This window comes from Micromonospora sp. NPDC049089 (genome assembly GCF_040648775.1).
Taxonomy (GTDB): Bacteria; Actinomycetota; Actinomycetes; order Mycobacteriales; family Micromonosporaceae; genus Micromonospora.
This window is the reverse complement of sequence record NZ_JBEZEH010000090.1, coordinates 1-25,645: the sequence shown is the minus strand read 5'-3', so window position 1 is coordinate 25,645 and position 25,645 is coordinate 1. Positions and strand designations below refer to the sequence as shown.

At 73.3% G+C, this 25,645-nt stretch carries 22 protein-coding genes and 5 tRNA genes; 17 read left to right on the top strand and 10 right to left on the bottom strand.

The annotated features are described in order from the left end of the window. On the top strand, window positions 1–661 hold a 661-nt coding region (locus AB0B48_RS17315; RefSeq protein WP_357202250.1), incomplete at its 5' end, for a sensor histidine kinase. A gap of 15 nt (window positions 662–676) precedes the next feature. Here AB0B48_RS17315 and AB0B48_RS17310 read toward each other — a convergent pair. After that, a complete protein-coding gene (locus AB0B48_RS17310) occupies window positions 677–1,315 on the bottom strand; it encodes a response regulator transcription factor (RefSeq protein WP_124860098.1) in 639 nt (212 codons plus the stop codon). A 193-nt stretch (window positions 1,316–1,508) separates the two neighbouring features. On the opposite strand from AB0B48_RS17310, the gene AB0B48_RS17305 reads away from it, so the two are divergent. Next, window positions 1,509–2,483 carry a nitroreductase gene (locus AB0B48_RS17305; RefSeq protein ID WP_357202247.1) on the top strand — a complete coding sequence of 325 codons (975 nt, stop codon included), beginning with the start codon at window positions 1,509–1,511 and terminating at the stop codon, window positions 2,481–2,483. A 15-nt stretch (window positions 2,484–2,498) separates the two neighbouring features. Here the strand turns inward: AB0B48_RS17305 and AB0B48_RS17300 are convergent, their stop codons facing one another. From AB0B48_RS17300 to AB0B48_RS17290, 3 genes are all read right to left on the bottom strand, one after another. Then, window positions 2,499–3,491, bottom strand: a complete 993-nt coding sequence (locus AB0B48_RS17300) for an NAD-dependent epimerase/dehydratase family protein (RefSeq protein ID WP_357202244.1) — start codon at window positions 3,489–3,491, stop codon at window positions 2,499–2,501. 93 nt (window positions 3,492–3,584) lie between these two features. Next, a complete protein-coding gene (locus tag AB0B48_RS17295; RefSeq protein ID WP_357202241.1) occupies window positions 3,585–4,052 on the bottom strand; it encodes a hypothetical protein in 468 nt (155 codons plus the stop codon). After that, window positions 4,049–4,567, bottom strand: a complete 519-nt coding sequence (locus AB0B48_RS17290) for an RNA polymerase sigma factor (RefSeq protein WP_357202238.1) — start codon at window positions 4,565–4,567, stop codon at window positions 4,049–4,051. The genes AB0B48_RS17295 and AB0B48_RS17290 overlap by 4 nt, the downstream gene beginning before the upstream one ends. A 203-nt stretch (window positions 4,568–4,770) precedes the next feature. On the opposite strand from AB0B48_RS17290, the gene AB0B48_RS17285 reads away from it, so the two are divergent. From AB0B48_RS17285 to AB0B48_RS17270, 4 genes are read left to right on the top strand one after another with little or no spacing between them, the layout of a single operon-like run. Further along, a complete protein-coding gene (locus AB0B48_RS17285; RefSeq protein WP_357202235.1) occupies window positions 4,771–5,703 on the top strand; it encodes an ABC transporter ATP-binding protein in 933 nt (310 codons plus the stop codon). Beyond that, the gene (locus tag AB0B48_RS17280) at window positions 5,700–6,422 is read left to right on the top strand and encodes an ABC transporter ATP-binding protein (RefSeq protein WP_357202232.1); all 723 of its coding nucleotides are present in this window, start codon (window positions 5,700–5,702) and stop codon (window positions 6,420–6,422) included. The genes AB0B48_RS17285 and AB0B48_RS17280 overlap by 4 nt, the downstream gene beginning before the upstream one ends. Before the next feature lie 7 nt (window positions 6,423–6,429). Continuing rightward, the gene (locus AB0B48_RS17275; protein WP_357202229.1) at window positions 6,430–9,594 is read left to right on the top strand and encodes an ABC transporter permease; all 3,165 of its coding nucleotides are present in this window, start codon (window positions 6,430–6,432) and stop codon (window positions 9,592–9,594) included. Next, window positions 9,591–12,350 carry an FtsX-like permease family protein gene (locus AB0B48_RS17270; RefSeq protein ID WP_357202226.1) on the top strand — a complete coding sequence of 920 codons (2,760 nt, stop codon included), beginning with the start codon at window positions 9,591–9,593 and terminating at the stop codon, window positions 12,348–12,350. Before AB0B48_RS17275 ends, AB0B48_RS17270 begins: the two co-directional genes overlap by 4 nt. A 74-nt stretch (window positions 12,351–12,424) precedes the next feature. On the opposite strand, the gene AB0B48_RS17265 is transcribed toward AB0B48_RS17270, so the two are convergent. Together AB0B48_RS17265 and AB0B48_RS17260 are read right to left on the bottom strand one after the other, a co-directional pair. After that, a tRNA-Val gene (locus AB0B48_RS17265) sits at window positions 12,425–12,499 on the bottom strand. Between the two features lie 26 nt (window positions 12,500–12,525). Beyond that, window positions 12,526–12,598: transfer RNA gene (locus AB0B48_RS17260), tRNA-Gly, on the bottom strand. 146 nt (window positions 12,599–12,744) lie between these two features. Here AB0B48_RS17260 and AB0B48_RS17255 point away from each other — a divergent pair. The 3 genes from AB0B48_RS17255 to AB0B48_RS17245 all read left to right on the top strand — a co-directional run bounded on the left by AB0B48_RS17255 (window position 12,745) and on the right by AB0B48_RS17245 (window position 14,800). Next, on the top strand, window positions 12,745–12,987 hold the full coding sequence (locus tag AB0B48_RS17255; RefSeq protein ID WP_091400768.1) for a DUF6458 family protein: 243 nt from the start codon (window positions 12,745–12,747) through the stop codon (window positions 12,985–12,987). Between the two features lie 238 nt (window positions 12,988–13,225). After that, window positions 13,226–13,960 (top strand): GNAT family N-acetyltransferase, encoded by a 735-nt coding sequence (locus AB0B48_RS17250; protein WP_357202223.1) that lies wholly within the window; start codon window positions 13,226–13,228, stop codon window positions 13,958–13,960. Between the two features lie 264 nt (window positions 13,961–14,224). Next, window positions 14,225–14,800 carry a winged helix-turn-helix domain-containing protein gene (locus AB0B48_RS17245; RefSeq protein ID WP_357202220.1) on the top strand — a complete coding sequence of 192 codons (576 nt, stop codon included), beginning with the start codon at window positions 14,225–14,227 and terminating at the stop codon, window positions 14,798–14,800. Between the two features lie 63 nt (window positions 14,801–14,863). Here the strand turns inward: AB0B48_RS17245 and AB0B48_RS17240 are convergent. The 3 genes from AB0B48_RS17240 to AB0B48_RS17230 all read right to left on the bottom strand — a co-directional run bounded on the left by AB0B48_RS17240 (window position 14,864) and on the right by AB0B48_RS17230 (window position 15,129). Next, window positions 14,864–14,938 (bottom strand) — tRNA-Val (locus AB0B48_RS17240). 13 nt (window positions 14,939–14,951) lie between these two features. Continuing rightward, window positions 14,952–15,022: transfer RNA gene (locus AB0B48_RS17235), tRNA-Cys, on the bottom strand. A gap of 34 nt (window positions 15,023–15,056) precedes the next feature. Beyond that, a tRNA-Gly gene (locus AB0B48_RS17230) sits at window positions 15,057–15,129 on the bottom strand. 387 nt (window positions 15,130–15,516) lie between these two features. On the opposite strand from AB0B48_RS17230, the gene AB0B48_RS17225 reads away from it, so the two are divergent. The 3 genes from AB0B48_RS17225 to AB0B48_RS17215 all read left to right on the top strand — a co-directional run bounded on the left by AB0B48_RS17225 (window position 15,517) and on the right by AB0B48_RS17215 (window position 19,854). Continuing rightward, window positions 15,517–16,119 carry a TetR/AcrR family transcriptional regulator gene (locus AB0B48_RS17225; protein ID WP_030336107.1) on the top strand — a complete coding sequence of 201 codons (603 nt, stop codon included), beginning with the start codon at window positions 15,517–15,519 and terminating at the stop codon, window positions 16,117–16,119. 82 nt (window positions 16,120–16,201) lie between these two features. After that, on the top strand, window positions 16,202–16,783 hold the full coding sequence (locus AB0B48_RS17220; RefSeq protein WP_357202218.1) for a TIGR03086 family metal-binding protein: 582 nt from the start codon (window positions 16,202–16,204) through the stop codon (window positions 16,781–16,783). A gap of 140 nt (window positions 16,784–16,923) precedes the next feature. After that, complete coding sequence (locus tag AB0B48_RS17215; protein WP_357202215.1) at window positions 16,924–19,854, top strand: M36 family metallopeptidase; 2,931 nt, start codon at window positions 16,924–16,926, stop codon at window positions 19,852–19,854. A gap of 94 nt (window positions 19,855–19,948) precedes the next feature. Here AB0B48_RS17215 and AB0B48_RS17210 read toward each other — a convergent pair whose 3' ends face one another. Continuing rightward, a complete protein-coding gene (locus tag AB0B48_RS17210; RefSeq protein WP_357202213.1) occupies window positions 19,949–20,842 on the bottom strand; it encodes a hypothetical protein in 894 nt (297 codons plus the stop codon). Window positions 20,843–20,992: 150 nt separating this feature from the next. Between AB0B48_RS17210 and AB0B48_RS17205 the strand changes: the two genes are divergently transcribed. The 5 genes from AB0B48_RS17205 (at window position 20,993) to AB0B48_RS17185 (ending at window position 25,535) form a co-directional block, all read left to right on the top strand. Next, entirely contained in the window at window positions 20,993–21,661 is a 669-nt protein-coding gene (locus AB0B48_RS17205) for a 50S ribosomal protein L11 methyltransferase (protein WP_357202210.1), read from the top strand. Between the two features lie 9 nt (window positions 21,662–21,670). After that, complete coding sequence (locus AB0B48_RS17200; protein ID WP_357202207.1) at window positions 21,671–22,861, top strand: cytochrome P450; 1,191 nt, start codon at window positions 21,671–21,673, stop codon at window positions 22,859–22,861. A 24-nt stretch (window positions 22,862–22,885) separates the two neighbouring features. Further along, entirely contained in the window at window positions 22,886–23,734 is an 849-nt protein-coding gene (locus AB0B48_RS17195; RefSeq protein WP_357202204.1) for a polysaccharide deacetylase family protein, read from the top strand. A gap of 89 nt (window positions 23,735–23,823) precedes the next feature. After that, complete coding sequence (locus tag AB0B48_RS17190) at window positions 23,824–24,756, top strand: ATP-binding cassette domain-containing protein (RefSeq protein WP_357202201.1); 933 nt, start codon at window positions 23,824–23,826, stop codon at window positions 24,754–24,756. Next, a complete protein-coding gene (locus tag AB0B48_RS17185; RefSeq protein WP_357202199.1) occupies window positions 24,753–25,535 on the top strand; it encodes an ABC transporter permease subunit in 783 nt (260 codons plus the stop codon). The genes AB0B48_RS17190 and AB0B48_RS17185 overlap by 4 nt, the downstream gene beginning before the upstream one ends. Window positions 25,536–25,645: the final 110 nt, after the last annotated feature.

Below are 25,645 nucleotides of genomic sequence, written 5' to 3'. Positions count from 1 at the left end.
GGGCAGCTTCGCCGGGCTGGCCGCGCTGGCCTTGGACCGGGCGCGCGGCGAGGAGGAACGGGAACTGCGGGTGGTCCTGGAGGACCGCGAGCGGATCGCCCGCGACCTGCACGACGTGGTGATCCAACGACTCTTCGCCACCGGCCTGCAACTCCAGAGCGCCGCACCGATGGCCCGCCCTGAGGTGGCCAAGCGAATCAACGCGGCCGTCGACGATCTGGACGCCACCATCCGCGACATCCGCCGGACGATCTTCGAGTTGCGTACGCCGATGACCTCGGAGCTGCGCACCGAGATCCGTGCGGCGGTCGAGGCCGCCGCCGAAGCGCTGGGCTTCAAGCCGCACCTGGAGCTTTCCGGGCCGGTGGACAGCGCCGTGCCGGACGCCATCCGCCCGGACCTCACCGCCGTGCTGCGCGAGGCGCTGTCGAACGTGGTCCGCCACGCGCAGTGCACCCGCGTCGATGTCGCCGTACGCGTCGACTCCGGCCAGGTCACCGTGACGGTCACCGACAACGGGGTGGGCTGCGACCCGGCCGCCGCCCGGGGTGGCCTGGTCAACCTGCGCGAACGCGCCAGCCGCCTCGACGGCACCTTCACTGTCACCGCGGCCGAGTCGCGCGGCACCGAGGTGTGTTGGGCCGTGCCGCTGCGCGACTGACTCCCGCGACCCGGGTCAGGGCGCCTTGCCGAGCAGACGCGTGGCCAGAACGGCGGCCTGCGTGCGGCGCTCCAGGCCCAGCTTGGCCAGCACGCTGGAGACGTAGTTCTTCACTGTCTTCTCCGCCAGGAACATCCGACCGGCGATCTCCCGGTTGGTCAGCCCCTCGGCCACGTACTCCAGGATCCGCCGTTCCTGCTCGGTGAGCGACTTCAGCTCGCGCGGCTGCTCGACGCCGTTGCGGATGCGCTCCAGCACCCGGGTGGTGATCGCCGGGTCGAGCAGCGACTGCCCGGCCGCGACGCGACGCACCGCGTCGACCAGGTCGGTGCCACGGATCTGCTTGAGCACATACCCGGCGGCACCGGCCATGATGGCTGCGAACAGCGCCTCGTCGTCCTCGTACGAGGTGAGGATCAGCCCCTTGATGGACGAGTCGACGGCGCGGACGTCGCGGCATACGTCGATGCCGTTGCCGTCGGGCAGCCGCGCGTCGAGGATCGCCACGTCGGGCCGCAGCGCCGGGATGCGGCGGGCCGCCTCCTGCGCCGAGCCGGACTCGCCGACCACCTCGATGTCGCCGCTGCTCTGCAACAGGTCGGCCAGGCCACGGCGGACGACCTCATGGTCGTCGAGGAGGAAAACCCGGATCATCCCTCGTTTCTACAGGCTGCCCGTGGCCCACCGCACGGGCCGAAGGTCCCGATCGGCACGGAACGAGCGGGCGCTCGGACCCGACTGGTCGGGACGTCCGGCCCTGCTGGGCGACGACCGAACGACGGACCGTGGAGGTACGCCAGCACAGCGGCACCACCCGCCGCCGGCCCAGCGGGAGAGGAGCACCGACATGGACATCGGCTACACCGCAGCCCAGTTGCGGACCGCCGCCGTGGACGCGGTCCGGGCACCGTCGTTGCACAACACCCAACCGTGGCGGCTACGGCTGCGCGACGGCGGCATCGAGGTGCTGGCCGACCCGGCCCGCCGGCTGCCGGCGACCGACCCGAGCGGGTGGGGTGTCCGGATCGCCTGCGGCGCGGCGTTGTTCAACCTGCGCATCGCCCTGGCCGTGGCAGGAGTCCCAGCCCGGGTGCGGCTGCGCCCCGACCCGGCCGAGCCGGACCTGCTGGCCCGGCTGGTACCGGACCTTTTGCGTCGACCCACCCCCGCCGAGCAGAGCCTGCACGGGGCCATCCCGCGCCGGTTCAGCAACCGCCTGCCGTTCTGGCCGGACCCGGTGCCGGCCGACGCCCGCTGGCGCCTCGGCGAGGCGGCCCGTGCCGAGCAGTGCTGGTTGGAGCTGCTGATCGGGGTGAGCGCGGTCTCCGCGTTCGGGGAGATCGCGCGCAGCGCGCACCGGGTGCTGGAGCGCGACCCCGCGTACCGGGCCGAACGGGATCGGTGGCTGCGCCGGGAGTCCACCCCGGACGGCGTACCCGTCTCAGCCGGAGGACCGCAGGGCGAGCCGCAGGACGTCCTCCCGACGCGCGGCTACGGTGGGCGCGACCGCGCCCCCGGGCGGGACTTCGAACCGGAGCCCCTGGTGGGGGTGCTGGGCTCGGCGGGCAACACCGCCGTGGACCAGGTGATCGCCGGGCAGGCCCTGCAACGCCTGCTGCTCACCGCCACGGACGCCGGGCTCAGCGTGTCGATGCTCTCCCAGCCGATCGAGGTGCCCACCGCGCGGGAGCAACTGCGGCAGGCACTGGGCCGGTTCGGCACACCGCAGATGGTGCTGCGGATCGGGTACGGCCAGCCGGGTCGACCGACCCCCCGACGTGGTGTCGACGAGGTGCTGGACCTGCCGGTGGTGCCCGCCTGACCCGCCGGGGCACGGTCAGGCGGCGAGCACGGCGGCCTCCACTGTCGGGTTCAACCCGATCGAGCTGCGGTGCGGTCGCCCGGCGCGCGGCGGAACCGCACCGACCTCGCGCAGCCACCGCCAGGTGTCGGCGACGGTCTCGGCCACCGGCCGGCAGGTCAGCCCGGCAGCGAGGGCCCGGGTCACGTCCCGCTCCAGCAACCCCCGGGACGGGTGCCCACGCGGCAGCCAGATCGGCAGGTCGCTCCACGGCTGCACCCCGGCGGCGAGGATCGCCGCCGGATCCGTCCACCGCAACCGAGCGTCGGCACCGGTGGCGGCCACGCACGCGTCGAGCAGCTCGCCCATCGTGGTCTGCGTCGGAAGGCCGACCGCGTTGAACGTGCCGCCCACCCGCTGGGCGCCCGCGGCCAGCATCCACCCCGCCAGGTCGCGGACGTCGACGTACTGCACCGGCAGGTCGGCCGGGGCGGGGGCGAGCACGTCCCCGCCCCGCTCGATGCGCCGAAGCCACCAGGGCAGCCGGCCGATGTCCTCGCCCGGGCCCAGGATCAGGCCGGCCCGGGCGACCAGCGCACGCCGGCCGAACACTTCCCGCACGGCGCGCTCGGCACCGGCCTTGAGCTGCGGGTAGTCGCCGTCGACGGAGCCCGGGTCGGCGTCCACCACCGGGGAGTCCTCGTGCAACCCCGCTGCGGCATGGTCGGTGTAGACCGAGCCGCTGGACACGTACACGTAGTGGCCGACCGCGTCGACCAGGGCGCGTGCGGCGTCGCCGGCGGCCCTCGGCGCACCGTCCCAGGTGTCCACAGCGACGTCCCACTCGCCGTCGGCGAGCGCGGCCAGACCGTCCGGCGCGGTGCGGTCACCCCGCAACCGGTGTACGCCGGACGGCACCGTGCCGTGCAGCCCTCGGTTGAACACCGTCACCGACCAGCCGCGGCGTACCGCCTCGGCGACGGTGGCCCCGCCCACGAATCCCGTACCACCCAGCACCAGCAGTCTCATGCGCTCCACCCTGCTGGCACCGGTCGGCGAAGGGCACCCCCGTTCGCCGGCAGCGGATCTGCCCGTGGCAGAACCGGACGGTGATGCCGCCGTTCACCTGCTGCCGGTCGCCGGTCCGGCCAGCACCCTCCTGCGGCGCAGCAGCGCCGCACGCGCCCGACGGGCCGCCCGCAGGTTCAGGGCCGCCACCGCGCCGAGCAGGAACACAACGCCCAGCAGCGCCGGCTCCAGTTCGTGTCGCAGCAGGCTGATGACCAGCGCGCCAACGCTGAATGCCAGCCAGGCTCCGACGCCGAGCCAGCCGGCGACCACGCGATCCCGGGCGAACAGCGGAGTCCGTCGAGTAACTGCCCAACCACCGAACACCGCCCAGCACAGGCCGATCGCCACCAGGACGGCGAAGGCCACGTTGGTGCGCGTCGGCAACCCGGGCTCGGTGGCCCAGAGCAGGCCGATCAGGGCGCTCGCGGTGAGACCGGTGAAGGCCAGGGCCAGGTAGCCGACCCGCCTGCGCAGCGACAACGGCGCGTCCAGTCGCGCCAGCACCTCTTCCGGAGTCATGCCTCGTACCCCTTCCGCACCAGCTCGTGACGTAACAACCTGCGGGCCCGGTTGAGCCGCGACTTGACAGTGCCGACGGGTACGCCGCAGATCAGCGCGCAGGCGTCCAGCGGCTGGTCCTCCAGGTAGAACAGCAGAAGCACCTCCCGTTCCCGGGCGGGGAGCGCCGCCAGCGCCCCGGCCAGCGTCTCCCGGTCGACGACCTCCTGCGCCTCGTCGCCGCCGGGCAGGTCGTCGATCGGTTCGGGCTCCGGGCGGGCGTACGCGTCCCGCAGCCGGTTCATCACCGCCCGCCGGGCGATGATGAACAGCCACGGGGTGAACCGGTCCGGCTGCCGCAACGTCGGCAACCCCTTGAAGACCGCCAACCAGATTTCCTGCACCACATCGTCGTCGGACCCACCGAGCATCCGCCCGACGTACCGTTCGACCGCCGGATGCCAACCCTGCACCAGCTCGGCGAACGCCTCCCGTTCACCCAACTGGCAGCGGACCACCAGCAACTCATCGCTCATCGGCCCTCCTTCGCCTGTTCAGTCGGCGTGGAAGCCCGGCAGGTTCACGACCCGCCACAGCGAAACCGGCCTCGGCGGGTGGGAGGGTCGCGACGGTAGCCCCCCGCCCAGAATGCAGGAAAGCCACCCCGGGCATGGTCAACGAAGCCGCCGATTGCGAAACTGCTTCAATCTGCCTCAGCACAACCCGGACGGAGCAGGGAATGTCCAGCACCCCGCTGTCCCTGCCGCAGCCCTCCGCGCGGGCACCCGAGTTCGGCCACGACGCGCTCATCGTCTGCGAGAACCTGGTGCGGATCTACCAGACCGGTTCGATCGAGGTGCAGGCACTGCAGGGACTGGACCTGGCCGTGAAGAGCGGTGAGCTGGTCGCCGTCGTCGGTGCCTCCGGATCGGGCAAGTCGACACTGCTCTCCATCCTGGCCGGCATCGACGCCCCCACCGCCGGGCGGGTCCGGGTCGAGGAGTGGAATCTGCTGGCGATGTCCCGCGCTGACCGGGTGGACTACCGACGGCACACCGTCGGGTTCGTACGGCAGCAGACGGCGAGCAACCTGATCCCCTACCTGACCGCACGGGAGATGGTGGACCTGCCGATGACGGCGGCCCGTACCCCGAAGCAGGAACGCCGGGACCGCGCGGCCGAGCTGCTGGACAGCCTCGGTGTCGCCGACTGCGCCGATCGCCGCCCCGGGCAACTCTCCGGAGGGCAGCAGATGCGGGTCGCGATCGCGGTGGCGCTGGCCAACCAGCCGCGGGTCCTGCTCGCCGACGAGCCGACCGGCGAGCTGGACGCCGCCACGTCCGCCGAGGTCTTCGGTGTGCTGCGCGATGTCAACCGGCGTTACGGCGTCACCGTCGTCGTGGTCACCCACGATCCGGAGGTCAGCGGCCAGGTCGAACGGACCGTCGCGATCCGGGACGGACGCACCAGCAGCGAGGTGCTGCGCCGCACCACCACCGACGCGGAGGGCGACACGCACATGATCGCCGAGGAGTACGCCGTGATGGACCGGGCCGGGCGGGTCCAGGTGCCCCGCGAGTTCCGCCAGGCGCTGGCGCTGACCCGACGGGTCCGGCTGGCCCTGGAACCCGACCACATCACGATCCACCCCGACTCGGGAAGCGGCGAATGAGTAGCGAGCCGCTGCTGAGCGTCCGCGGCGTCCACCGGCGCTTTCGTACCGGGCCGACCGTCGTGCACGCCCTGAACGGCGTGTCGCTCGACGTGGCCGCCGGCTCGATGGTGGCGCTGGTCGGCCGGTCCGGCTCGGGCAAGACCACCCTGCTCAACGTCATCGGTGGCCTGGACCGCCCGGACGCCGGCACCGTGCACGTCGACGGCACCGACGTGACAGCGCTCGACGAGGACGGCCTGTCCCGGCTGCGACGCGAGAAGGTGTCGTACGTCTTCCAGAGCTTCGGGTTGATCCCGGTGCTGTCGGCGGCGGAGAACGTCGCGGCCCCGCTGCGGATGGCCCGCGTCGCCCCACCCGAGCGCGAGCGGCGGGTCGAGTTGCTGCTGGAGCTGATCGGCCTGGCCGACCACGCCCGGCAGCGGCCGGCCGAGCTGTCCGGCGGCCAGCAGCAGCGGGTGGCGATCGCCCGCGCGCTGGCCGCCTCACCCAAGCTCCTGCTCGCCGACGAGCCCACCGGGCAACTGGACGCCGAGACCGGCCTGTCGGTGATGGCGCTGCTGCGCGGGATAGTGGAATCCGAGGGCGTCACGGTACTGGTGTCGACCCACGACGCGGTGATGATGGCCCTGGCCGACCGGGTGATCCGCATCCACGACGGGCACCTCGACGAACAGGCGGCCGGGCAGCCGTACGTACCCGTGCCGGACGCCGGGTGACGCGACGATGAGGTTGGTCAGCCGGCGCGCCCGCGCGCAGTGGCCATTGCTGGCAGCCCTCCTCGGGGTCGTCACGATCGGCGCGACCCTGCTGGGCACCTGCACCCTGCTCGTCACCCGCACCGCCGAGCGGGCGCTGGAGGTCGCCATGGCTCGCGCCGCCCCCGCCGACGTCGACGTGACCGTCTACACCGGCACCGTCGAGGGCCGCGACACGCAGTCCGTCGCCGCCGACACCCGTACCGTGGTGGCCTCCACGCTCGCACCGATCCCGGTGACGACAACCGCGCGGGCGTCGACGGTGCTGCGGGCGCTGCCGCCCACGCTCGCCACGGGCACCACAGTCCCGCCGCAGGCCTACCTGTCGGGGCTGGACGACCTGCCGACCCGAGCCGAGCTGGTCACCGGGCGCTGGCCACAGCACCCGGGCGACGCGGTGCTGCTGGAGTCCACCGCACAACTGCTCGGCCTCACCCCCGGTGACCGGGTACGCCTCGACGCCGAACTGGCCCACGCGCCCGTCCCGGCCATCGACGTGACAGTCGTCGGTGTGGTGCGCCCCCTCGCGGGACGCGGCTGGGACCGTGACCCGCTGGCCGCGGCCGGCTCCGCCATCGGCTACCGGGACGGCCGCTTCATGCAGCCGGTCAACGCCTACGGCCCGTTCCTCGTCGACCTCGCCGACCTGCTCACCACCGGCGCCACAGTCGACCGGATGGAGGTCACCGCCCATCCGGACCTGTCCCACAACAACCGCAGCAACCTGGAGACCGTGGCCGGGGCCGTCGACAACGCCGACCGCCGGCTGGCCGGCACCCTCGGCGAGCGCGTCCAGCTCGCACGGGTCGCCTCCGACCTGCCGCTGACCCTGCGGGCCGCCGACGACCAACGGCACGTCACCGCCGCCGTCGTGCTCGCCGTCGCCGTCCTCGGCGGTGTCCTGGCCGCGACAGCACTCGTCCTCGCGGGCCGGCTGACCGCGGGCATCCGCGCCGACGAGACCGCCCTGCGGGCCGCCCTGGGCGCCAGCCGTCGCCAGCTCGCCGCCACCGCGACACTCGAGGCCGGGCTCGTCGCCGCCGTCGCCGTCGCGCTCGCGATACCTGCCTCGTCGGCCCTGCACGCCGGTCTGACCCACCTGCCACCGCTGGACGACGCCGGCCTGACCGTCCGGCCAGCCGTCTCCAGCGTCCAGGTCCTCGCGGTCGTCGGTGGCGCGCTGGTGCTCGCCGCCGTACTCACCGTCCTGGCGATCCGACCGGTCCCGGCGGCCGGCGAGCGGCGCACCCGCCGCGAACTGCTGGCCCGATCCGGCGCCGACCTGCTGCTCGCGGTATTCGCCGCCCTCGGGTGGTGGCAGCTGTACGCGCAGCCCACCACCGCCAGCCCACGCGCCGACGCGGTCCGGGTGCTCGCGCCGGCACTGCTGCTCACCGCGGGTGCCGCCCTGGCTCTCCGGGTGGTACTCCCCGCCCTGCGCGGTGCCGACCGGCTGGCGTACCGCGCCCGCGGGCTGGCGCTTCCGCTGGCGGTCTCCGAGGCTGCCCGCCGGCCACAAGCGGTCGCCGCCGGTCTGCTCGTCGGGCTGGCCTGCGCGGCCGGCACCTTCGGCCTCGCCTTCGACAGCACGTGGCACCAGTCGCAACGCGACCAGGCCGCGCTCGCCGTCGGCACCGACCTGGCACTCACCCTCAGCACGGCGCCGGTGGCCGGAGACGGCGCTGTCGTCAGCGCGGCCACCACGGGGGCGGTGAGCCCGGCCCTCGACCGTGGCACCACGGTCGGTCAGTGGCTCGGCACCGCCGGCGACGCGCCGCGTCTGGTCGCCGTCGACACCACCCGCGCCGACGCGCTGCTACGCGGGCGGCTCGACAACGAGCGCGGATGGGCGGACGTCGGCACCGCGCTGGCACCACGCACCCGGGTCACCGGCCTCCCCGTCCCGGCCGGCGCCCCGCTCGTCCTGAGCGGAACCGCCTCCGGCGGCACCCCGCTCACCGTGACGCCCCAACTGCTGCTGCAGGACGCCACCGGCCTGCGCACGTCCTGCACCAGTCCCCCCGTACCGCTCGACGGTCGGGAGGTTCGGCTGCCCGACTGCGCGTCCGCCGACGGACTGCGGCTCGTCGCGGTCGCCCTGCCGATCGCCGCCGACCCGGTCGGCGGACGCGTCGCCGTCGCCGTCACGCTCACCGTGCCACCCGCCGGGTCGCAGGACAGGTCCACCGACGGGTCGGACTGGACCGCCACGTCCGCGCCGCCGGTCCCCGGCAGGTTGGTCGACCCGACGGTCATGATGTCCGCCACGCCGACGGGAACCGCGCTGCGGATGGCAACGACAGTCGACCTTGCCGGCGCCGACGACGCCGCCCTGACCCTCGTCGCCACCGCCTTCCCGGACCCCGGCCCGGTGCCCGTCGCCGTCTCCGACCACTTCGCCAGCGAGGTCGGCGCCGAACGCGGCAGCGAACTCAGCGTCACGGTCGGCATCACGCCCGTCCCGGTCGTCGTCACCGAGGTCATCCCGACCGTACCGTCCGCCCCCGGCGCCGCCGCCGTGCTGGCCGACCTGGACACGCTGTCCCGCGCACGCGTCGTCACCGGCGACCTGACGTTCCCGGTCGACGCCTGGTGGGTCGGCCGCCCGACCGAGCCCGGTGCCGCCGAGCGGGCCACCGCCCTGCACCTGGGCACCGTCGCGACCCGCGAGGCGGAGACCGCCCGTCTCACCGACGGCCCGCTGAGCGCCGGGCTGCCGGCAGCTCTCCGGCTCATCGTCCCGGCCGCCGCCCTGCTGCTGCTCGCCGGCGTCGTCCTGCACGTCACCTGTGATCTGCAGGTCCGCGCCGTCGAGGTGGCGCGGCTGCGCGGCCTGGGGATGTCCCGGCGCGACATCCGGGCCGTGCTGCTCGGCCAGCACGCCGGCGTACTGCTGCCCCTGCTCGCGGCGGGCACGGCCGTCGGCGCGCTCGCCACCCGCGTCGTCGCTCCCCTGCTGGTGCGCTCCGACACCGGCGCGGCGCCCGTCCCGGTCGCCCAACCACACTGGCCGTGGCCGGCCGAGACCGCACTGCTCGCCGTCCTGCTGGCCGGATGCGTGCTGGCGGTCGCCGTCGTGGTCACCGTCCAGGTCCGCCGGGCCGATGCCGCGCACCTGCGGGTGGCACCGTGAACCGGTGGCTGACCCGCCGGTGGCCGACGCCGCACTGGCCCAGCGTCCGCAGCCGTGGCCGCACCGACGTCGGGCCGCTGCTGCTCACCGCCGCCGTCATCGCGACCGTCACGCTGCTCGCCGGGGCCGTACCGCCGCTGCTGCGCGCCGCCGCCGACAACGCCGTGCAGGGCACGGTCCGCGACGCCGGCACCGACTCGAACGTCCTGGCACACGCCGACTGGGAACGCGACGACGGACCGACCGGTGGTCGGGTCCGGATGCCCAACCTCGCCGAGGCGGTCGACGCCTTCCTCGCCCGAACGACGTCCGCGCTCGGGCCCGACCTGGACGCCGCGCTGCTTCCGCCCGTCGCCGTCGTCAACGGCCCGATCCTCAAGATCACCGACGGCAACGTGCCGCGTACCTTCCAGTTCACCTACCTGGCCAGTGACCTCGGCGGCCCGGACGTCACCTGGATCGCCGGCAGCCCGCCCGGTCCCGCCGTCTCCGACGAGTACGTCGAGGTCCCCTACGACGGACCCCCCTGGCCGGTGCAGATCGGCCTCTCCGAGGCGGACGCCGCCGCACTCGACCTCGACCCCGGCGACCGGATCCCGGTCAAGGACGGCCAGGGTGGCGACAAGGACGTCCGGGTCAGCGGGATCTACCGACCCGCGGACAGCGCCGACCCGACCTGGCGACTCGCCCCGGCACTGCTGCGCCCCGTACCCGGCGCCGACGGCGTCGGGACCACCCGGTTCAACGGCCTGCTGTCGCGCGACTCGTTACCGGACGCACGGCTCGCCGTCGACGAGGACCAACTGCGACGCACCGTCCACTTCGCACCCGTTCCCGACGCGCTCACCTCGGACTCCACTACGTCGCTCGCCAGCCAGGTGGTCAAGCTCAAGGCGACCTCCGGCTCGTCGAGCGACCGCGACCAGTCCCTGAAGTGGGAATCGCAGCTCGACACCGTCCTGCGCGACGCCCGTACCCGCAACAACGCCGCTGCGGCACAGGCCGCCATCCTGCTCGCCGGCGTACTCACCGCGGCGGTGCTGGTCCTGCTGCTCGCCGCCGACCTGCTGGTCCGCCGCCGCACCCCGGTGCTGAGCATCGCCCGGCAGCGTGGGGCGGCGCTCCCCGACCTCGGCGCGGAACTGGTCATCGAGTCCGCAGTGGTGTCCCTGTCGGCCGCCGCCGTCGGGCTCGCACTCGCACGCGCGGCCGCTCCGGGCGTCGCCTGGACCTGGGCCGTTCCCGTGGTCCTGGCCGGCGCCGTCGCCGGGCCGGCGTTCGGCACCCTCGCCGCCGCCCGCGCCAGCCGTGACCGACGCCAACCCGCCAACCCGGCCGCTCGGCGCTGGATCCGGGCCACCGGCCAGCTGCGCCGCGCCGCCGTGGAGGCCGCTGTCCTGATCGCCGCGATCGCCGCATTCGTCACACTGCACCAGCGTGGGCTCGTGCCCGCCGCCTCCGACGGCGACACCGGTGAACTGACCGGCGACCTGATCCTGCCGATCAGCACCCTCTCCCTGGGCGCGCTCGTCGGCGCGCTCGTCCTGCTCCGGCTACTGCCCCTCGGGGCACGGTTCGCGCTCCGACAGGCCCTGCGCTCACGCCGCCCCCTGGCCGTGTTCAGTGCCGCCCAGGCGACCACAACGGCCGGACGCGCGCTGCCCCTGCTGGTGCTGGTCAGCACCACGGCGCTCGCGTCGTTCGCGCTCATCCTCGGCGCCACCGTCACCCGGGGCCAGACCGACGGCGCGTGGAGCACCGTCGGCGCCGACGCCCGCCTCGACGTCGGCGCGGACGCCGAAACCGCCACGCCCGCACTCGCCGAGCGCATCGCCGCCGCACCCGGGGTAGGGCAGGTCGTCGTCGCGCAGGTGACCGACTCGGCACGCGTATTCGCCGAATCGACGCTGCTCACCCCACGCCTGGTCATCGTGGACGCGGCCGCGTTCCAGCACCTGCTGGCCACCACACCGCTGCCCGACGCGCCGGCGCTGGCACGGCTCACGGCTCCCGGTCCGGGCCCCGGGGAGGTCCCGGCGCTGGTCCGCTCGAAAGCCGGCGATCTGCGTACCGGCTCGCGGCTGCAACTCCCCCGCAAAGGCGCACCGGCGATCCGCCTCGCCGCCGTCGGTACCGCTCCCTCCGTCGGCGGCGTCGACGACGTCGTCATAGTGGACGCCACGGCCCTTGCCGACGCCGGGCTGCCCGCCGTTGCGAACACCGTCTGGGTGACCGGTCCCGGCGCGGGGCGGGCCGTGTCGAACACCGGAGTCGCCTCCGACGTCGTGCTGCGTACGGACGTCCTGCGGGCGCAGCGGGTGGCTCCTTTGACGGCAGGGCTGACACGGCTGGCGTGGACAGCTGCCGCGGTGCTGCTGGCGCTGGGGTTGCTCGGCCTCACGCTCGCCGCCGCCGCCGGTGCGTCGCAGCGGTGGCAGACCCTGACCCGTCTGCGGACCCTCGGCCTGCGGCCACGCGACGTCCGCTGGGTCGCCGCCGGCGAGTTGCTTCCGCCGGTCGTGGTCACCGCGGTGTGCGGTCCGCTACTCGGGGCCGTGCTCGCCCGCCTGGCGCTCGGCCCGCTCGACCTGCGGCTGCTCACCGGCCAGGCCGCCGACCCGGCGGCGGTCCTGCCGTGGTGGCTGCTGGGCCTGGTGAGCGTGGCGCTGCTGGCGGCGGCGGCCACCGTCGTACCCGTCGAGTCGGCGCTGCGGCGACGTGACCGGCTGAGCGAGGTACTCCGCGCCGGCGAATGACCGATGGTCACCCATGGAGAAAGAGGCCCGTCACCGGATATCCGGCAACGGGCCATCTGATCGCTCTGTGTGGATGGTGGGCGATACTGGGTTTGAACCAGTGACCTCTTCCGTGTCAGGGAAGCGCGCTCCCACTGCGCCAATCGCCCGTGGCGGCCCCAGGGGGCACATCGCGAGCGGACGACGGGATTCGAACCCGCGACCCTCACCTTGGCAAGGTGATGCGCTACCAGCTGCGCTACGTCCGCACGTCCCCGGCAAGCGCCGGCGACAGGTGAACTCTACCCGATGCCAAGATCGCTTGGAACGGCACCCTGGCCGGTCGCGGTTGCGCTGGTGCCGGCTGGGGTACTGAACGATCCGACAGCGCACCACACCCCCTAAGGAGGCTGTCGTGGGTATCGGCACCAGCATCTTCCTGATCGCGCTCGGCGCGATCCTCACCTTCGCACTGGACGCGAGCGTCGGCGGCATCAACCTCGACGTGGTCGGCTGGATCCTGATGGGTGCCGGCGTGCTCGGCCTGATCATGACCACGCTGATCTGGGGTCGCCGCCGCCAGGTCGTCACCACCACCGAGCAGCCGGTGGAGTACCGCCAGGTCGAGGAACGGCGGGACATCGCCCCGCCGCTGTGACCCGGACAGGTCCACCGCTAGCGGAGTCGCCAGACCACCGCTGGCGGAGCCGCCAGACACACAGCGCATACGGGCCGGCCGCCGCACCGACGGCGGCCGGCCCGTCCGCAGACGCGATCGCTGGCGGGGCAGGAGAGACACGAGGCAGACGAGGTGCCGGCCGCCGCCGGCGATGCCGTCCACAGTGCCTGTTTCCGCTGGCCGAGGGGGTTGCCGCCCCCGCGTTACGATCCAGATCATGGAGCCTCTCGACACGGTCCTGGCCGCGCACCGGACGTACCTGCTCGGTTGGAACATCGGCGTCGCCGGCGGGCCGGACCTCCCGACCTACCGCAGTGAGGTGCCGCACGCACCCCTCAACGGCGTGCTGCGGGTGGTCGGGCGCACACCGCAGGACGCGCTCAGCGAGGCCCGGAAGCGCCTGCACGGCGTACCCCGGATCTGGTGGGTCGGCCCGGACAGCGACGCCGGCACCGCGGACGGCCTGGTCTCCCTCGGCGCGGCGCAGGTCGCCCGGATGCCGATCATGACCGTGGGGATCGGGGCGGTGGCGGAGGTGCCGACTCCGGCCGGTGTGCGGATCGCCGAGACCACCGACCTCGCCACGTTCGTCCCGGCCTATGCCCGGGTGTCCGGAATCCCAGCGGACGGCGTGGCGGCGACGATCGAACGGGAGAAGGCATTCACCGGAGAGGGCACAGTGCTGCGGCTGGCCGGCCGCCTCGATGACGGCCGGATCGTCGCGACGGCCGTCGCCTGGATCAGCCACGGTCTGGTCACCCTCTACTTCGTCGGCACCCAGCCGGAACAGCGCCGCAGAGGCATCGGCGCGGCCATGACCAGGGCCGCCCTCGAACTGGCTGCCGAGCGGGGCGCCCGCACCGCCGCGCTCACCTCGTCGGCCGTCGGTGAGTCGGTCTACCGCTGCCTCGGCTTCCAGCCGGTGGGCGAGTTCCGCCTGTTGACCTTCTGAACCGGCCCGCACCGCCCGCCGCCCGCCGCCCGCCGCCCGCCGCCCGCCGCCCGCCGCCATGATCGTGCTGGATCCTGGATGTAGTGGCCTCATCGACGGTGCGATACCACTACATCCAGGATCCAGCGCGATCTTCGGATGGTGCGGGCCGGAAGGCGATGGTTGCCGGCGAAACCATTGACTACGGCGGTCAGACAGCGTTGTCTTTCCTGTGGCACCTGGGGAAGGGGAACGATGGTCGACGATTTGTCCCTCGTATTCTGCGTGAGCGCTGACGTGTCGGTACGCGAGCGAATGGTGCGGCGACTCGACGGGCTCGGCACTCTCGTCATCTGCACCGATCTCGCCGAGTTGCAGGCGATGATCGGCCCGCCCATGGTCAACGGGCCGGCCGCACTCCTCAGCCCCTCCGCGCCCGGCACCGTTGGCGCGTCAGCCGCCGCCCCCGAAGCCGCCGCCCCCGAAGCCGCCGCCGAACCCGCCCTCGCAGTGAAGGCCACCGCCGCACCGAGGGCCGCGGCCGCGCCTGCTGTGACCCCGGAACGGATCAGCCTGCGTGATCTTGAGATCTACCCGCTCGACCATGTGGTGACGTGGCGCGGAGAACGGCTGAGCCTGACCCGACTCGAGCGCAACCTGCTCACCCAACTCGCCACCGCACCGGTCGGAGTCTGGACGTACCAACGACTCTTCGAATCGGTCTGGGGCTGCGCGTTCCTCGGCGACACGTCGAGTCTGCACTCGGCCGTGAAGCGGTTACGTCGCAAACTGCACGCCGTCGACGACGCCTTGCGCGTGCACACCGTACGAGGCGTCGGCTACCGGCTCAGCGTCGACTGATGACGTGGCACCACAAGCGAAAAGGCTCGTCACCGGGTCTTCCGGTGACGAGCCGTTCTCCTCTGGTGGGCGATACTGGGTTTGAACCAGTGACCTCTTCCGTGTCAAGGAAGCGCGCTCCCACTGCGCCAATCGCCCGTGCTTGTTGCCGAGGTGGGGACGGGATTTGAACCCGCGTACACGGCTTTGCAGGCCGTTGCCTCGCCTCTCGGCCACCCCACCGAGGTTGCCCCCGTCATACGTGGCGGCAGCTCCGAGCGGACGACGGGATTCGAACCCGCGACCCTCACCTTGGCAAGGTGATGCGCTACCAGCTGCGCTACGTCCGCACGCCCCCGGACGTTCCCGGGTGACGGATGAGAACTTTAGCCGAGTAGGTGTTTGACTGCCAACTCGGGGTCGCCTCGGCGCGTCCCGGGTGGCCGGGGCTGGAGCGGAGTCACCCCCGACGGGCATCCTAGGTGGCTGGCCTGGCATCTGAATCCGGCGCCGACCGTCACGCTCCGACACTCCTCGGCAATGATCGTCATCATCGCGTCGCATACCTGACCATCGACGTCTCGACGACCCGGCACCGGGCAGCGGACCTCGGTGAACACTCTCCGTGGAACGACGGACGACACGCGAAAGAAGTGTCCGGCTTCCGACTGCCACGGCGTGGATCGGCGCGTGGTGGTAACTGTTCGTGTTCAGTCGGATGGGCTACGGTAACGGTCGTGACGAGACGTGCGGCCGAGATCCGCCTGGATGCCCTGCTGCGCACCGCCTGCGACGTGATCGTGGAGCGCGGTCTGGCCAACACCCGGACAGCGGACGTGGCGAATGCCGCGGGCGTGAGTCAAGCGTTGGTCTTCTACCACTTCGCCACCAAGGAACGGCTGCTCGCGCAGGCCTTCGCGTACGCGGTCGAGCAGGATCTGGCCCGGCTCGACGCGGTGACCCGTTCCTCGGCCCCACCGCTGACCAAGCTCCGCCGGATCCTCAAGCTCTACACCCCGGCCGGGCGGGCGACGTCCTGGTCCATGTGGATCGACGGCTGGTCCGAGTCGCTGCGTACCCCGGAGTTGGAGAAGGTCTCTCGGCGGCTCGACCTGCGCTGGCGACAGGACCTGGCCGCGGTGATCACCGCCGGGGTGGCCGACGGCACCTTCCAGTGCGCCGACGCCGACGGGGCCGCGTGGCGGATCAGCGCGGTGATGGACGGCCTCGCCGTCCAACTCGCCGTGCACGACCGGGTGATCTCCCGCCGCCAGTTCGGCGAGTGGGTCCGGCTGGTCACCGCCCGAGAGCTCGGCCTGGACCCGGCCGACCTCGACTGAGCTGGGGTGGCCAGCACCGATCCCCGCACCGAGCCGGGCAAAACGGACTCAGTCCGCCCCGTCGACCGGAACAATCGGCGGCATGGACCTCTTGGAGGCGTACCGCCGGAGCCTGGCCGAATTCATCGACCGGGTGGATCAGATCGAGCCCGGCCAGTGGTCCGACCCGACACCCTGCTCGGACTGGGACCTCCGCACGCTTGTCAACCACGTGGTGACCGAGGACCGGTGGAGCGTTCCGCTGCTCGCCGGCCGGACCATCGACGAGGTCGGCGACCGGCTCGACGGTGACCAACTCGGCGCCGACCCGATCGCGACGGCTCGGGAGGCCGCCGCGCAGGCCGAGATCGCCGCCACCCACCCCGGCGCGATCGACCGCACCGTGCACCTCTCCGGCGGCGACACCCCGGCCACCGAGTACCTCCGGCAACTCCTCGCCGAGCACCTCGTGCACGGCTGGGACGTGGCGGTGGCGATCGGCGCGCAGCCACGGCTCGACCCGGACGCGGTGCACGCCGCCGCCCAGTGGTTCGCCGGCCAGATCGACGCCTACCGGCGCAACGACCTGGTCCATACCGGCGTACAGGTGCCCGACGACGCCGACGAGCAGGACCACCTGCTGGCCGCGTTCGGCCGCGACCCCGACTGGGCGCCGACCGCCTGAGCGAATCTCGATCTGTTGGTGCGACAGCGGCTCCGGACCTTGCCGTGACCTCGGGAGACTGATATCCACAGATGCGCATGCGTCACCGCGCATCTGTGGTCGGCGACTCGCCGGCCATCCCGCTCCCACGAGGAGGTCCCGTGCCACAACCGGAGTGGTCACCCCCGATGAGCCGGCGTCGACGCCGGCTCATCGCCATCCTGGCGACGACGGCGACGGTCGCCGCGCTGCTCCCCACCGGCGTGAGCACCGCAGCCCCCACCGGCGGCGCGACATCCGCCGAGCGCCGTTCCGGGCCGTTCGCCGAGGGGCACACCCCCGCCGACGCCGACAACCGCGCCGGTACGGCGGCACCCGACGCCCGCCAACGCGGCCTGGCCCGCGCCGTCGACCCCGATGTCCGGTGGAACCGGCTCGGCACCCCACAGGCGCTCGGCCCCGGCCGCAGCCCGCGGGCTAGCGGGCTGCCCGCCGACCCGGAGGCCGCCGCCCGCGCCTACCTGGCCGCCAACCAGGACCTGTTCGGCATGGACGCCGCCACGGTGGCCAGCATGGAACGGGTGCTGGTCCGACCGATCGGCAGCGGCACCGTCGTCACCCTCCGGCAACGCTTCGGCGACCTGCCCGCGGGGCCGGACGGCCTCGTCACCCTCGCGGTCGCCGACGGCGCGGTGCTCTCGGTCAGCTCCTCGCTGGCCCGCGACACCGGCACGCCGGCGCCGGCCACCCGCACCGCGGAGCAGGCGTACGCCGCCGCGCTCGCCGACGCCAAGCTGACCGCCGACGCCGTGGCCAGCCACACCATCCGGTCGGTGGCCGTGCCCACCCCGCTGGACGGGCCACGGGCCGCCTACGAGGTGACCATGATCGGCGCGGACACCGAGCACCCGGTCGCGTTCACCAGCTACGTGGACGGCAGCACCGGGCAGGTGCTGGTCCGTGAGGACCTCGTCGACTTCGACTCCGACAACCCGAGCTGGGCGGTCTTCCCGGCCACCCCGCCTCGCGACCTCGGCCCCGGGCAGGACCCCCGGGTGCGCTGGTGCGGGGACCCGGCCCCCGGCTGCCAGGCCGCCTTCCGCGACCCGGCCACCGGCCAACCGTGGGACGTCGACGCGGCCACCGGTACGCCGACCTTCACCTCGCGCGGCAACTCGGCCAACACGGTGCTGTCCTGGGGTGCGAGCACCCCGGTCGTGCCGGCCCCCACCAGCCCGGAACGCCGTTACGAGTACCCCTTCACCGACCAGTGGCACCAGGCGAAGTGCAACCCGGGGGTGTTCACCTCCGCACAGCGCAACGACGCGGACGCGTCGATCGCCAACCTCTTCGCCATGCACAACCGGATGCACGACTGGTCGTACCAGTTGGGCTTCACCGAGTCGGCGTGGAACCTCCAGGCGGTCAACCTCACCCCGTCCGGCCTGGGCGGTGACGCCGAGCAGGGCCGCGCCCAGCAGGGCGCGCTGACCGGCAACCGGAACAACGCCAACCAGGGCACCCCGCGCGACGGGTTGCCGCCGACCACCAACATGTACCTCTGGCAGCCGCAGGCCGGCGGGCCGTACCCGCCGTGCGTGGACGGCGACTACGACATGACGGTGATCGGCCACGAGTACACCCACGCGATCACCAACCGGATGATCGCCGGCCCGGACAGCGGGATCAGCGGCCACCAGGGCGGGTCGATGGGTGAGTCCTGGGGCGACCTGCTGGCCGCCGAGTACCTCTTCCAGCACGGGCTGCGCGCGCCCGGCGAGACGCCCTTCATCACGGGCGGCTACGTCACCGGCAACCTGGTCAGCGGCATCCGCAACTACGACCTGAGCCGCAGCCCGCTCAACTACTCCGACATCGGCTACAACACCGCCGGCCCGGCCGTGCACGCCGACGGGGAGATCTGGGGCGCCACCAACTTCCGGGTCCGCTCCGCCCTGGTGAAGCGGTACGGCCTCGGCACCCCGCAACGGCAGCTCGACTGCGCGTTGGGCAAGGTCGCGGCAGATCAGTGCCCGGGCAACCGGCGCTGGTCACAGTTGGTCTTCGACTCGTTCCTGCTCCAGGCCGCCAGCCAGGTCAGCATGCTCGACATGCGCGACAACATGCTCACCGCCGACCTGCTCCGCTTCGGCGGCGCGAATCAGGACCTCATCTGGGCCGAGTTCGCCCGCTCCGGAATGGGCCGGGACGCCGCCACGAACGGTGCCGGCGACACCGACCCGACGCCGAGTTTCGCGTCGCCGCGCGGTGGCAACGCGACGCTCACCCTGCGCCCGCGCGGAGACAGCGCCGAAGCGCCGATCCGGGTGTACGTGGGGGCGTACGAGGCGCGGGCCGTGCCGGTGGCCGACACCGACCCGGCGACGCCGATCCCGGACACCGTGGAGATGGTGGCCGGCACGTACGACCTGCTCGCCGTGGCCCCCGGGTTCGGGCACCAGCGGCTCAGCGTGGTGGCCCGAGCCGGCCAGGAGGGGTACGTCGACCTGCGGATGAGCCGCAACCTCGCCTCCACCGCCTCCGGCGCCACCGTCACCGGCGACGGGGTCAACCTGGACCGGGTCGTCGACGACACGGAGGCGACGAACTGGGCGTCCCTGGACGGGGTGGCCGGCCGGCAGCTCACAGTGGCGCTGGCGGGCGACGCCCCGCAGACGGTCAAGCGGGTGAACGTCAGCGCGATGCTGCGCCCGGCGATCACCGGCGACGCCGACACCGGCGCGCAGAACGCGCTCAGTGCCCTGCGCTCGTTCGCGGTGTCCGCCTGCAACGCGACGACCACCGACTGCGCGGATCCGGCGCGTTGGCAGCGCATCTACACCAGCGCGGGGGACGCGTTCCCCGGCGGGGCGTACCGGGCGTACAGCCGCGACATCAACCTCCGGACGTTCGCGGTACCCACCACCCTCGCCACCCACCTGCGTCTTGAGGTGCTGGCGAGCCAGTGCACCGGCGGCCCGAACTACGCGGGCGAGCAGGACGACGACCCCGCCACGACGACGGACTGCGCGACCGCCAGCCCGGCCCGGAGCCAGGTCCGGATCGCCGAGTTCCAGGCGTTCTCGAAGTGACACGGTGGGGCCGGCGGATGTCCGCCGGCCCCACCGACCCCCGATCAGCGCGGGTCAGCGCTACCGCCGCACGGCTCCCGTCGCGGACCCTCGATCAGCGGTGCGCTCGACTCCACGGGTCGGCGACGGCCGGGCGCTCCCAGCGCCGGTCCACCGGGGGATCGTCGCCCCCGTCGGCGTCCCCGGGCGCGGCCCGGGTCAGGTGCCGCAGCCGCAGCAGCAGCCCCACCCCGAGGAAGAGCAGCAGCCCGCCGAGGAGAAACGCGGCCTGCACCACGCCGAACGCGCCGGACTGCGAGACCGGGCGGTTGGCTGCCGGTGGCGCGGCCTCGGCCGGGTACTCCCCGACCGCCTCCTCCGTCGCCGTGCTCTCGTCCTCGGTCGGCGCGCTGGCGGATTCGGTGGACTCCGGCGGGGTCTTCGTCGGCTTCGGGGTGCTGGTCGGTACGCCGCTCACCCCCACCACCGAACGGGTGGCGGTCTGCCGGGCCAGCAGGCGCAGGTTGGCGTCGTACGCCTCGGCGGCGAGGGTGACCCGCCCCTGGGTGACGTCCTCGGCGAAGGCCACCCGGTAGCGGGCCGTGACAGTGCGGCCCGGGCAGAGCGTGCCCGGGTCGAGTTGCCGGTCGGTCAGCCGGGCGGTGTCACCCTCGGTGCGGATCTGGAGCGGAAAGTCGCCGGTCTCCTCCACCCGATCCATCTTCACCTGGTCGAGCCGCAGGCCGCCCTGCACGCTGAGCACCATCGACCAGCGCACCTTCGCGCACCTGGCGCGCCGGTCCGTCTGGGAGACCACCGCGGAGATCGTCCGCACCTGCTCACCGGCGGTGAACCGTCCCGGCAGGCCGCTCATCTCGGTGGTGAAGGCCGCCTGTGCCGGGGCAGCCGCCGCCAGCTCCACCCCGCTCAGACAGGCCAGCACCACCCCTGCCCTCAGCGCATACCGCCACACCGTCACCACCGCCGTCCTCCGTTCGGTCGCCTCCACCCCGCAACGCTAGAAGCGGGGGACGGCACCGACCAGACGGGTGTGTTCGCACCGGACGGCAAGGACGGGGTGGGTTTTCACCGACCGTGGTGAACCGGTCACCACTCCCCCGCGACACGCCGGGAGTCGGGCCGCTGGGACAATCACGCCGTGTCCGAGCTCTCCAGCACGTTCGTCCGGCTGCACGCCCGGCTGGCCCCGGTCCCCTTCGTACCTGAGGTGCGGCTGCACCAGGCGGACGAGCCGATCGGCCTGTGGGAGCTGACCGAGGGCGAGTTCTCCAGCGACCGGCCGCCGCCGTTCTGGGCGTTCGCGTGGGCCGGCGGGCAGGCCCTCGCCCGTTACGTCACCGACCACCCGGAGCTGGTCGCCGGCCGGCGGGTGCTCGACCTCGCCTCCGGCTCCGGCCTGGTGGCCATCGCCGCGGCCCGCGCCGGCGCGGCGTCAGTGCGGGCCGTCGAGGTGGACGAGTTGGCGGTGGCGGCGGTCGCCCTCAATGCGGAGGCCAACGGGGTACGCGTCGACGCCGAGTTCGGCGACATCCTCGACGGCGACGCCGGGGACGCCGAGGTGGTGCTCGCCGGAGACGTCTTCTACAGCGAGGCGATGGCCCGCCGGGTCCTGCGGTTCCTGCTGCGTGCCGCCCGGGCCGGCGCGCCGGCGCTCGTCGGTGACCCCGGCCGGGCGTTCCTGCCCCGGGACCGCTTCGACGAGGTGGCCGGGTACGACGTGCCGGTGCCGGAGGCGTTGGAGAGTGTGCGGGTGAAGCGCACCACCGTCTGGCGGCTGCGCGCCGGGCTGCCGGGGGCCTCCGGCTAGCGTGTCCGGGTGCTGTTCCGCAGCTGGGCGCAGGTGGCCGACCCCGCATGGCCGGACGTGGCCCGGGTGCCGGACCACGTCGGCGGTACCCACCTGGTCGTGACCCGGCACGCGCTGGTCCGCGAGGTCCTCGCCGACCCGGTCACCTACCGACCTGACAACGCGCTGGACGCGGTGACTCCGATGCCGGTGACCGCGCTGCGGGTGCTCGCCGGGCACCGGTTCCGGCTGCCGCCGACCCTGGCGAACAACTCGAGCGCCAGCCATCCGCAGATCCGGGCCATCGTGGCGGAGGCGTTGCACCCGGCCCGGGTGGCCGCGCAACGGCAGTGGCTCACCGCGCTGGTCCGGGACCGGGTCGCCCGGATCGGTGCCGCGCTCGACGCCGGCTCGCCTGTCGACCTGTACGCGGACCTCGCCGCCGACCTGCCGCTGCTGGTGCTGGCCCGGCTGGTCGAGTTGCCGGACGCGTCGGTCGGCGCGGTCAAGGAGTTCGCCCGCGCCGCGCTGGAGTTGTTCTGGGCGCCACTGGACCCCGACCGGCAGCTGGCGCTCGCCACCGAGGTGGGCCGGTTCCACAGCGTGCTGCGTGACTTCGCGGCCGTCGGTGGCGGTCTGGCCGCCGAGCTGCGGTCGGCCGGGCACCCGCCGGACGTGGTGGTCGGCGCGCTCTTCTTCCTGTTGGTCGCCGGGCAGGAGACCACCTCGCAGTTCCTCACCCTGCTCCTGCACCGGCTGGCCGACGAGCCGGCCGTCCGGGCCGGCCTGCGCAGCGGCGAGGTCGCGGTGGCCGACGTGGTGGAGGAGGGGTTGCGGCTGGAACCACCGATCGTCACCTGGCGGCGGGTGGCGGCGACGGAGAGCACGCTGGGCGGCACGCGGGTGCCGGCGGGCAGCAGCCTCGTGCTGTGGCTGGGCCGCGCCGGTCGGGACCCGGCGGTCGTGGAGTCGCCCGACGAGTTCCGTCCGGGCCAGCGTGGATCACGCCGGCACCTGGCGTTCGGGGCGGGCGCGCACCGCTGCGTCGGGGACGTGCTGGCCCGGATGGAGGCGGCCGTGGTGGTGGCCGAGGCCGCGCCGCTGCTGGACGGGGTGACAGTGCTCCGTCCGCCCTGGTGCCCGGACAATCTCACCTTCCGGATGCCTGACGCGTTCGTGGTCCGCCGCCGCACCGCGGACACCGGGCTGACCGGATCCTGACATCCGCTCGGTATGTTTTCGGGCGTGTCAGCCACCCCCACCCGTCGGATCCCTGCCGTCGTAACGCTTCTGGCCCTGCTGGCGTTGACTGCCTGCACAGTCGGCCCGAGCCACCCGGCGCACGCTCGGCAGGTCGCCGCGGCCGAGCCGAGTCCGTCCGTCCCGGCGGCGACCCCCTCGGCCTCGCCGTCCCCGACCGCGAAGCCCCCGTTCAAGAGCCTGGCCTGGTACGTGTCCCAGGTGCCGACGTTCCCCGAGGCGCCACTGCCGCAACCGGTACCGCTGCCCACCACCGGCTCGGCCGCCTTCTGGCATCGCCTGCCGACCGACCAGAAGGTCGCCTTCATCACCATCGACGACGGTGGGCTGGCCCGTCCGCCGGAAGTCATCGACTTCATCTGGGAGGCGCGTATCCCGGTGACGTTGTTCCTCAACTCGCCGGCGGCGGCGGAGCACACCGACTACTTCCGGCAGATCGAGGCGGTGGGCGGGGTCGTGGAGAACCACACCATCCACCACAACTCGCTGGCCGGCCGTTCGTACGACTACCAGAAGCAGGAGATCTGCGGTGCCGCCGACAGGCTGGAGGAGCTGTTCGGCAAGCGACCCACCCTGTTCCGGCCACCGTTCGGTGAGCATGACAGCAGCACGCTGAAGGCCGCGCACGACTGCGGCGCGAAGGCGGTCTTCCACTGGACCGAGACCGTCCACGAGGGGAAGGTGCGCTACCAGACCCCGGAGAAGGTGGTCCAATCCGGCGACGTGCTGCTGATGCACTTCCGACCGGCGTTGATGGACGACCTGCTCGCGGCGTTGAAGGCGATCCACCGGGCCGGGCTCACCCCGGCGCTGCTGGAGCAGTACGTACGGTGATCAGCCCGTCACCGACCTGACGAAAGTCAGGGGTGAGTGGTGCCGTTCGGGTGCGGCGGTGCGGCAGCCCGCTCGCCTAGCGTCAGCGCATGATCACTTTACGTGGGTTGACGAAACGGTTCGGGTCGACCGTCGCCGTCGACGCGTTGACAGTCGACATCGCGCCCGGCCGGGTCACCGGCTTCCTCGGCCCCAACGGCGCCGGCAAGTCCACCACCATGCGGATGATCCTCGGGCTGGACCGTCCCACCGCCGGGCAGGCCCTGGTGGGCGGGCGCGCGTACCGGGAGTTGCGCCGGCCGCTGCACGAGGTGGGCGCGCTGCTCGACGCCCGGGCCATCCACCCGGCCCGGTCCGGCCGGGCGCACCTGCGGGCCATGGCGCACAGCAACGGCATCCCGACCCGCCGGGTCGACGAGGTGTTGGACACCGTCGGGCTGGACGGGCGGGCCGCCGCCAAGCCGGGGCGGACGCTCTCGCTCGGCATGGGCCAACGGCTCGGCATCGCCGGCGCGCTGCTCGGCGACCCGCCGGTGCTGATGTTCGACGAGCCGGTGAACGGACTCGACCCGGACGGGGTGCGCTGGGTGCGGCAGCTGATGCGCTCACTGGCCGACGAGGGACGGACGATCTTCGTGTCCAGCCACCTGATGAGCGAGATGCAGCTCACCGCCGACCAGCTCGTGGTGATCGGCCGGGGGCGACTGCTCGCCGACGAGCCGATCGGCGAGGTGATCGCCCGCAGCACTGTCGCGGTCCGGGTCCGCAGCCCACACCCGGACGGGCTGGCCGCGCTCGCCACGCGCCTCACGGCCGCCGGGGCGAGCGTCGAGGCGGCCGACCGGAACGAGCTGACCGTCACCGGCGCCACCGCCGACCAGGTCGGCGACCTGGCCCACGAACTGGGGGTACGACTGCACGAGCTGAGCGCACACGCCGCGTCGCTGGAGCAGGCGTTCATGGAGCTGACCGCCGACAGCGTCGAGTACGCCGGTGGCCCGACCGGAGGTGGGGCGCGATGAGCACCAACACCAGCACCAGCACCCGCCACGGCGCGGTGGCCGCCGAGTGGACCAAGCTCTCCTCGGTCCGGAGTACCTGGTGGACGGCACTGGCCGGGCTGCTGGTGATGGCTGCCAGCGCCGGTCAACTGGCCATCTACGCCGCCAACGACAACACCAACGACGACCCGACCGACGACCGGGGAATCGTCACCGTCGGCAGCGTGCTCATCAGCTCGGTCGAGTTGACCCAGTACGTGGTGCTGGCGCTGGGCCTGCTCGCGATCACCGCCGAGTTCACCAGTGGCACCATCCGTACGACGCTGCAGTGCACCCCGTCCCGCGGTCGCGTACTGCTGGCCAAGGCCGCCGTCGCCGGGGCGGTCACCTTCGCGCTCGGGCTGCTGCTCGGCGGCGTCGGCGCCCTGGTCGCCCGGCCGGTGCTCGGCGAGTGGGGCAGCGCCCCCGCCGCCGACACGGTCGGCGACATCGTGGCGGTGGCGACCTACCTGGCGCTGGTCGGTGTGCTCGCCCTGGGCCTCGGCGCCGCGCTCCGCAGTGCGGTGCTCACGCTCACCGTCCTCCTCGCCACCCTGATGATCGTGCCGCTGTCGCTCCAGGAGCCGGACATCGACGTGCTGAACCGGATCGCCGACGTGTTCCCCGGCGTGGCCGGCGGGCACTTCCTGGCCGGCGACACCGAGCCGTACCCGCCAGTGGTCGGACTGCTCCTGCTCGCCGGGTGGGCCGCCGCCGCACTGCTGCTGGGCCGGGCGGCGTTGCGCCGACGCGACGCGTAAGGCAGGCCGCGCTGAGCGGTGCCGGACTCGCCCCTGCCGCCGGTGCCCCGCCCGGTCGCTGCGGTGCTGCGCCGGGGCGCGGCCCGGATCCTGGCCGGGCTGGCCGGCAG

Bases quoted from the DNA above. Each gene is read 5' to 3' on its own strand.
- AB0B48_RS17305 (WP_357202247.1), top strand. From the start codon at position 1,509: ATGGACATCGGCTACACCGCAGCCCAGTTGCGGACCGCCGCCGTGGAC.
- AB0B48_RS17280 (WP_357202232.1), top strand. From the start codon at position 5,700: ATGAGTAGCGAGCCGCTGCTGAGCGTCCGCGGCGTCCACCGGCGCTTT.
- AB0B48_RS17220 (WP_357202218.1), top strand. From the start codon at position 16,202: ATGGACCTCTTGGAGGCGTACCGCCGGAGCCTGGCCGAATTCATCGAC.
- AB0B48_RS17300 (WP_357202244.1), bottom strand. From the start codon at position 3,491: ATGAGACTGCTGGTGCTGGGTGGTACGGGATTCGTGGGCGGGGCCACC.
- AB0B48_RS17290 (WP_357202238.1), bottom strand. From the start codon at position 4,567: ATGAGCGATGAGTTGCTGGTGGTCCGCTGCCAGTTGGGTGAACGGGAG.
- AB0B48_RS17295 (WP_357202241.1), bottom strand. From the start codon at position 4,052: ATGACTCCGGAAGAGGTGCTGGCGCGACTGGACGCGCCGTTGTCGCTG.
- AB0B48_RS17310 (WP_124860098.1), bottom strand. From the start codon at position 1,315: ATGATCCGGGTTTTCCTCCTCGACGACCATGAGGTCGTCCGCCGTGGC.
- AB0B48_RS17275 (WP_357202229.1), top strand. From the start codon at position 6,430: ATGAGGTTGGTCAGCCGGCGCGCCCGCGCGCAGTGGCCATTGCTGGCA.
- AB0B48_RS17250 (WP_357202223.1), top strand. From the start codon at position 13,226: ATGGAGCCTCTCGACACGGTCCTGGCCGCGCACCGGACGTACCTGCTC.
- AB0B48_RS17190 (WP_357202201.1), top strand. From the start codon at position 23,824: ATGATCACTTTACGTGGGTTGACGAAACGGTTCGGGTCGACCGTCGCC.
- AB0B48_RS17185 (WP_357202199.1), top strand. From the start codon at position 24,753: ATGAGCACCAACACCAGCACCAGCACCCGCCACGGCGCGGTGGCCGCC.
- AB0B48_RS17285 (WP_357202235.1), top strand. From the start codon at position 4,771: ATGTCCAGCACCCCGCTGTCCCTGCCGCAGCCCTCCGCGCGGGCACCC.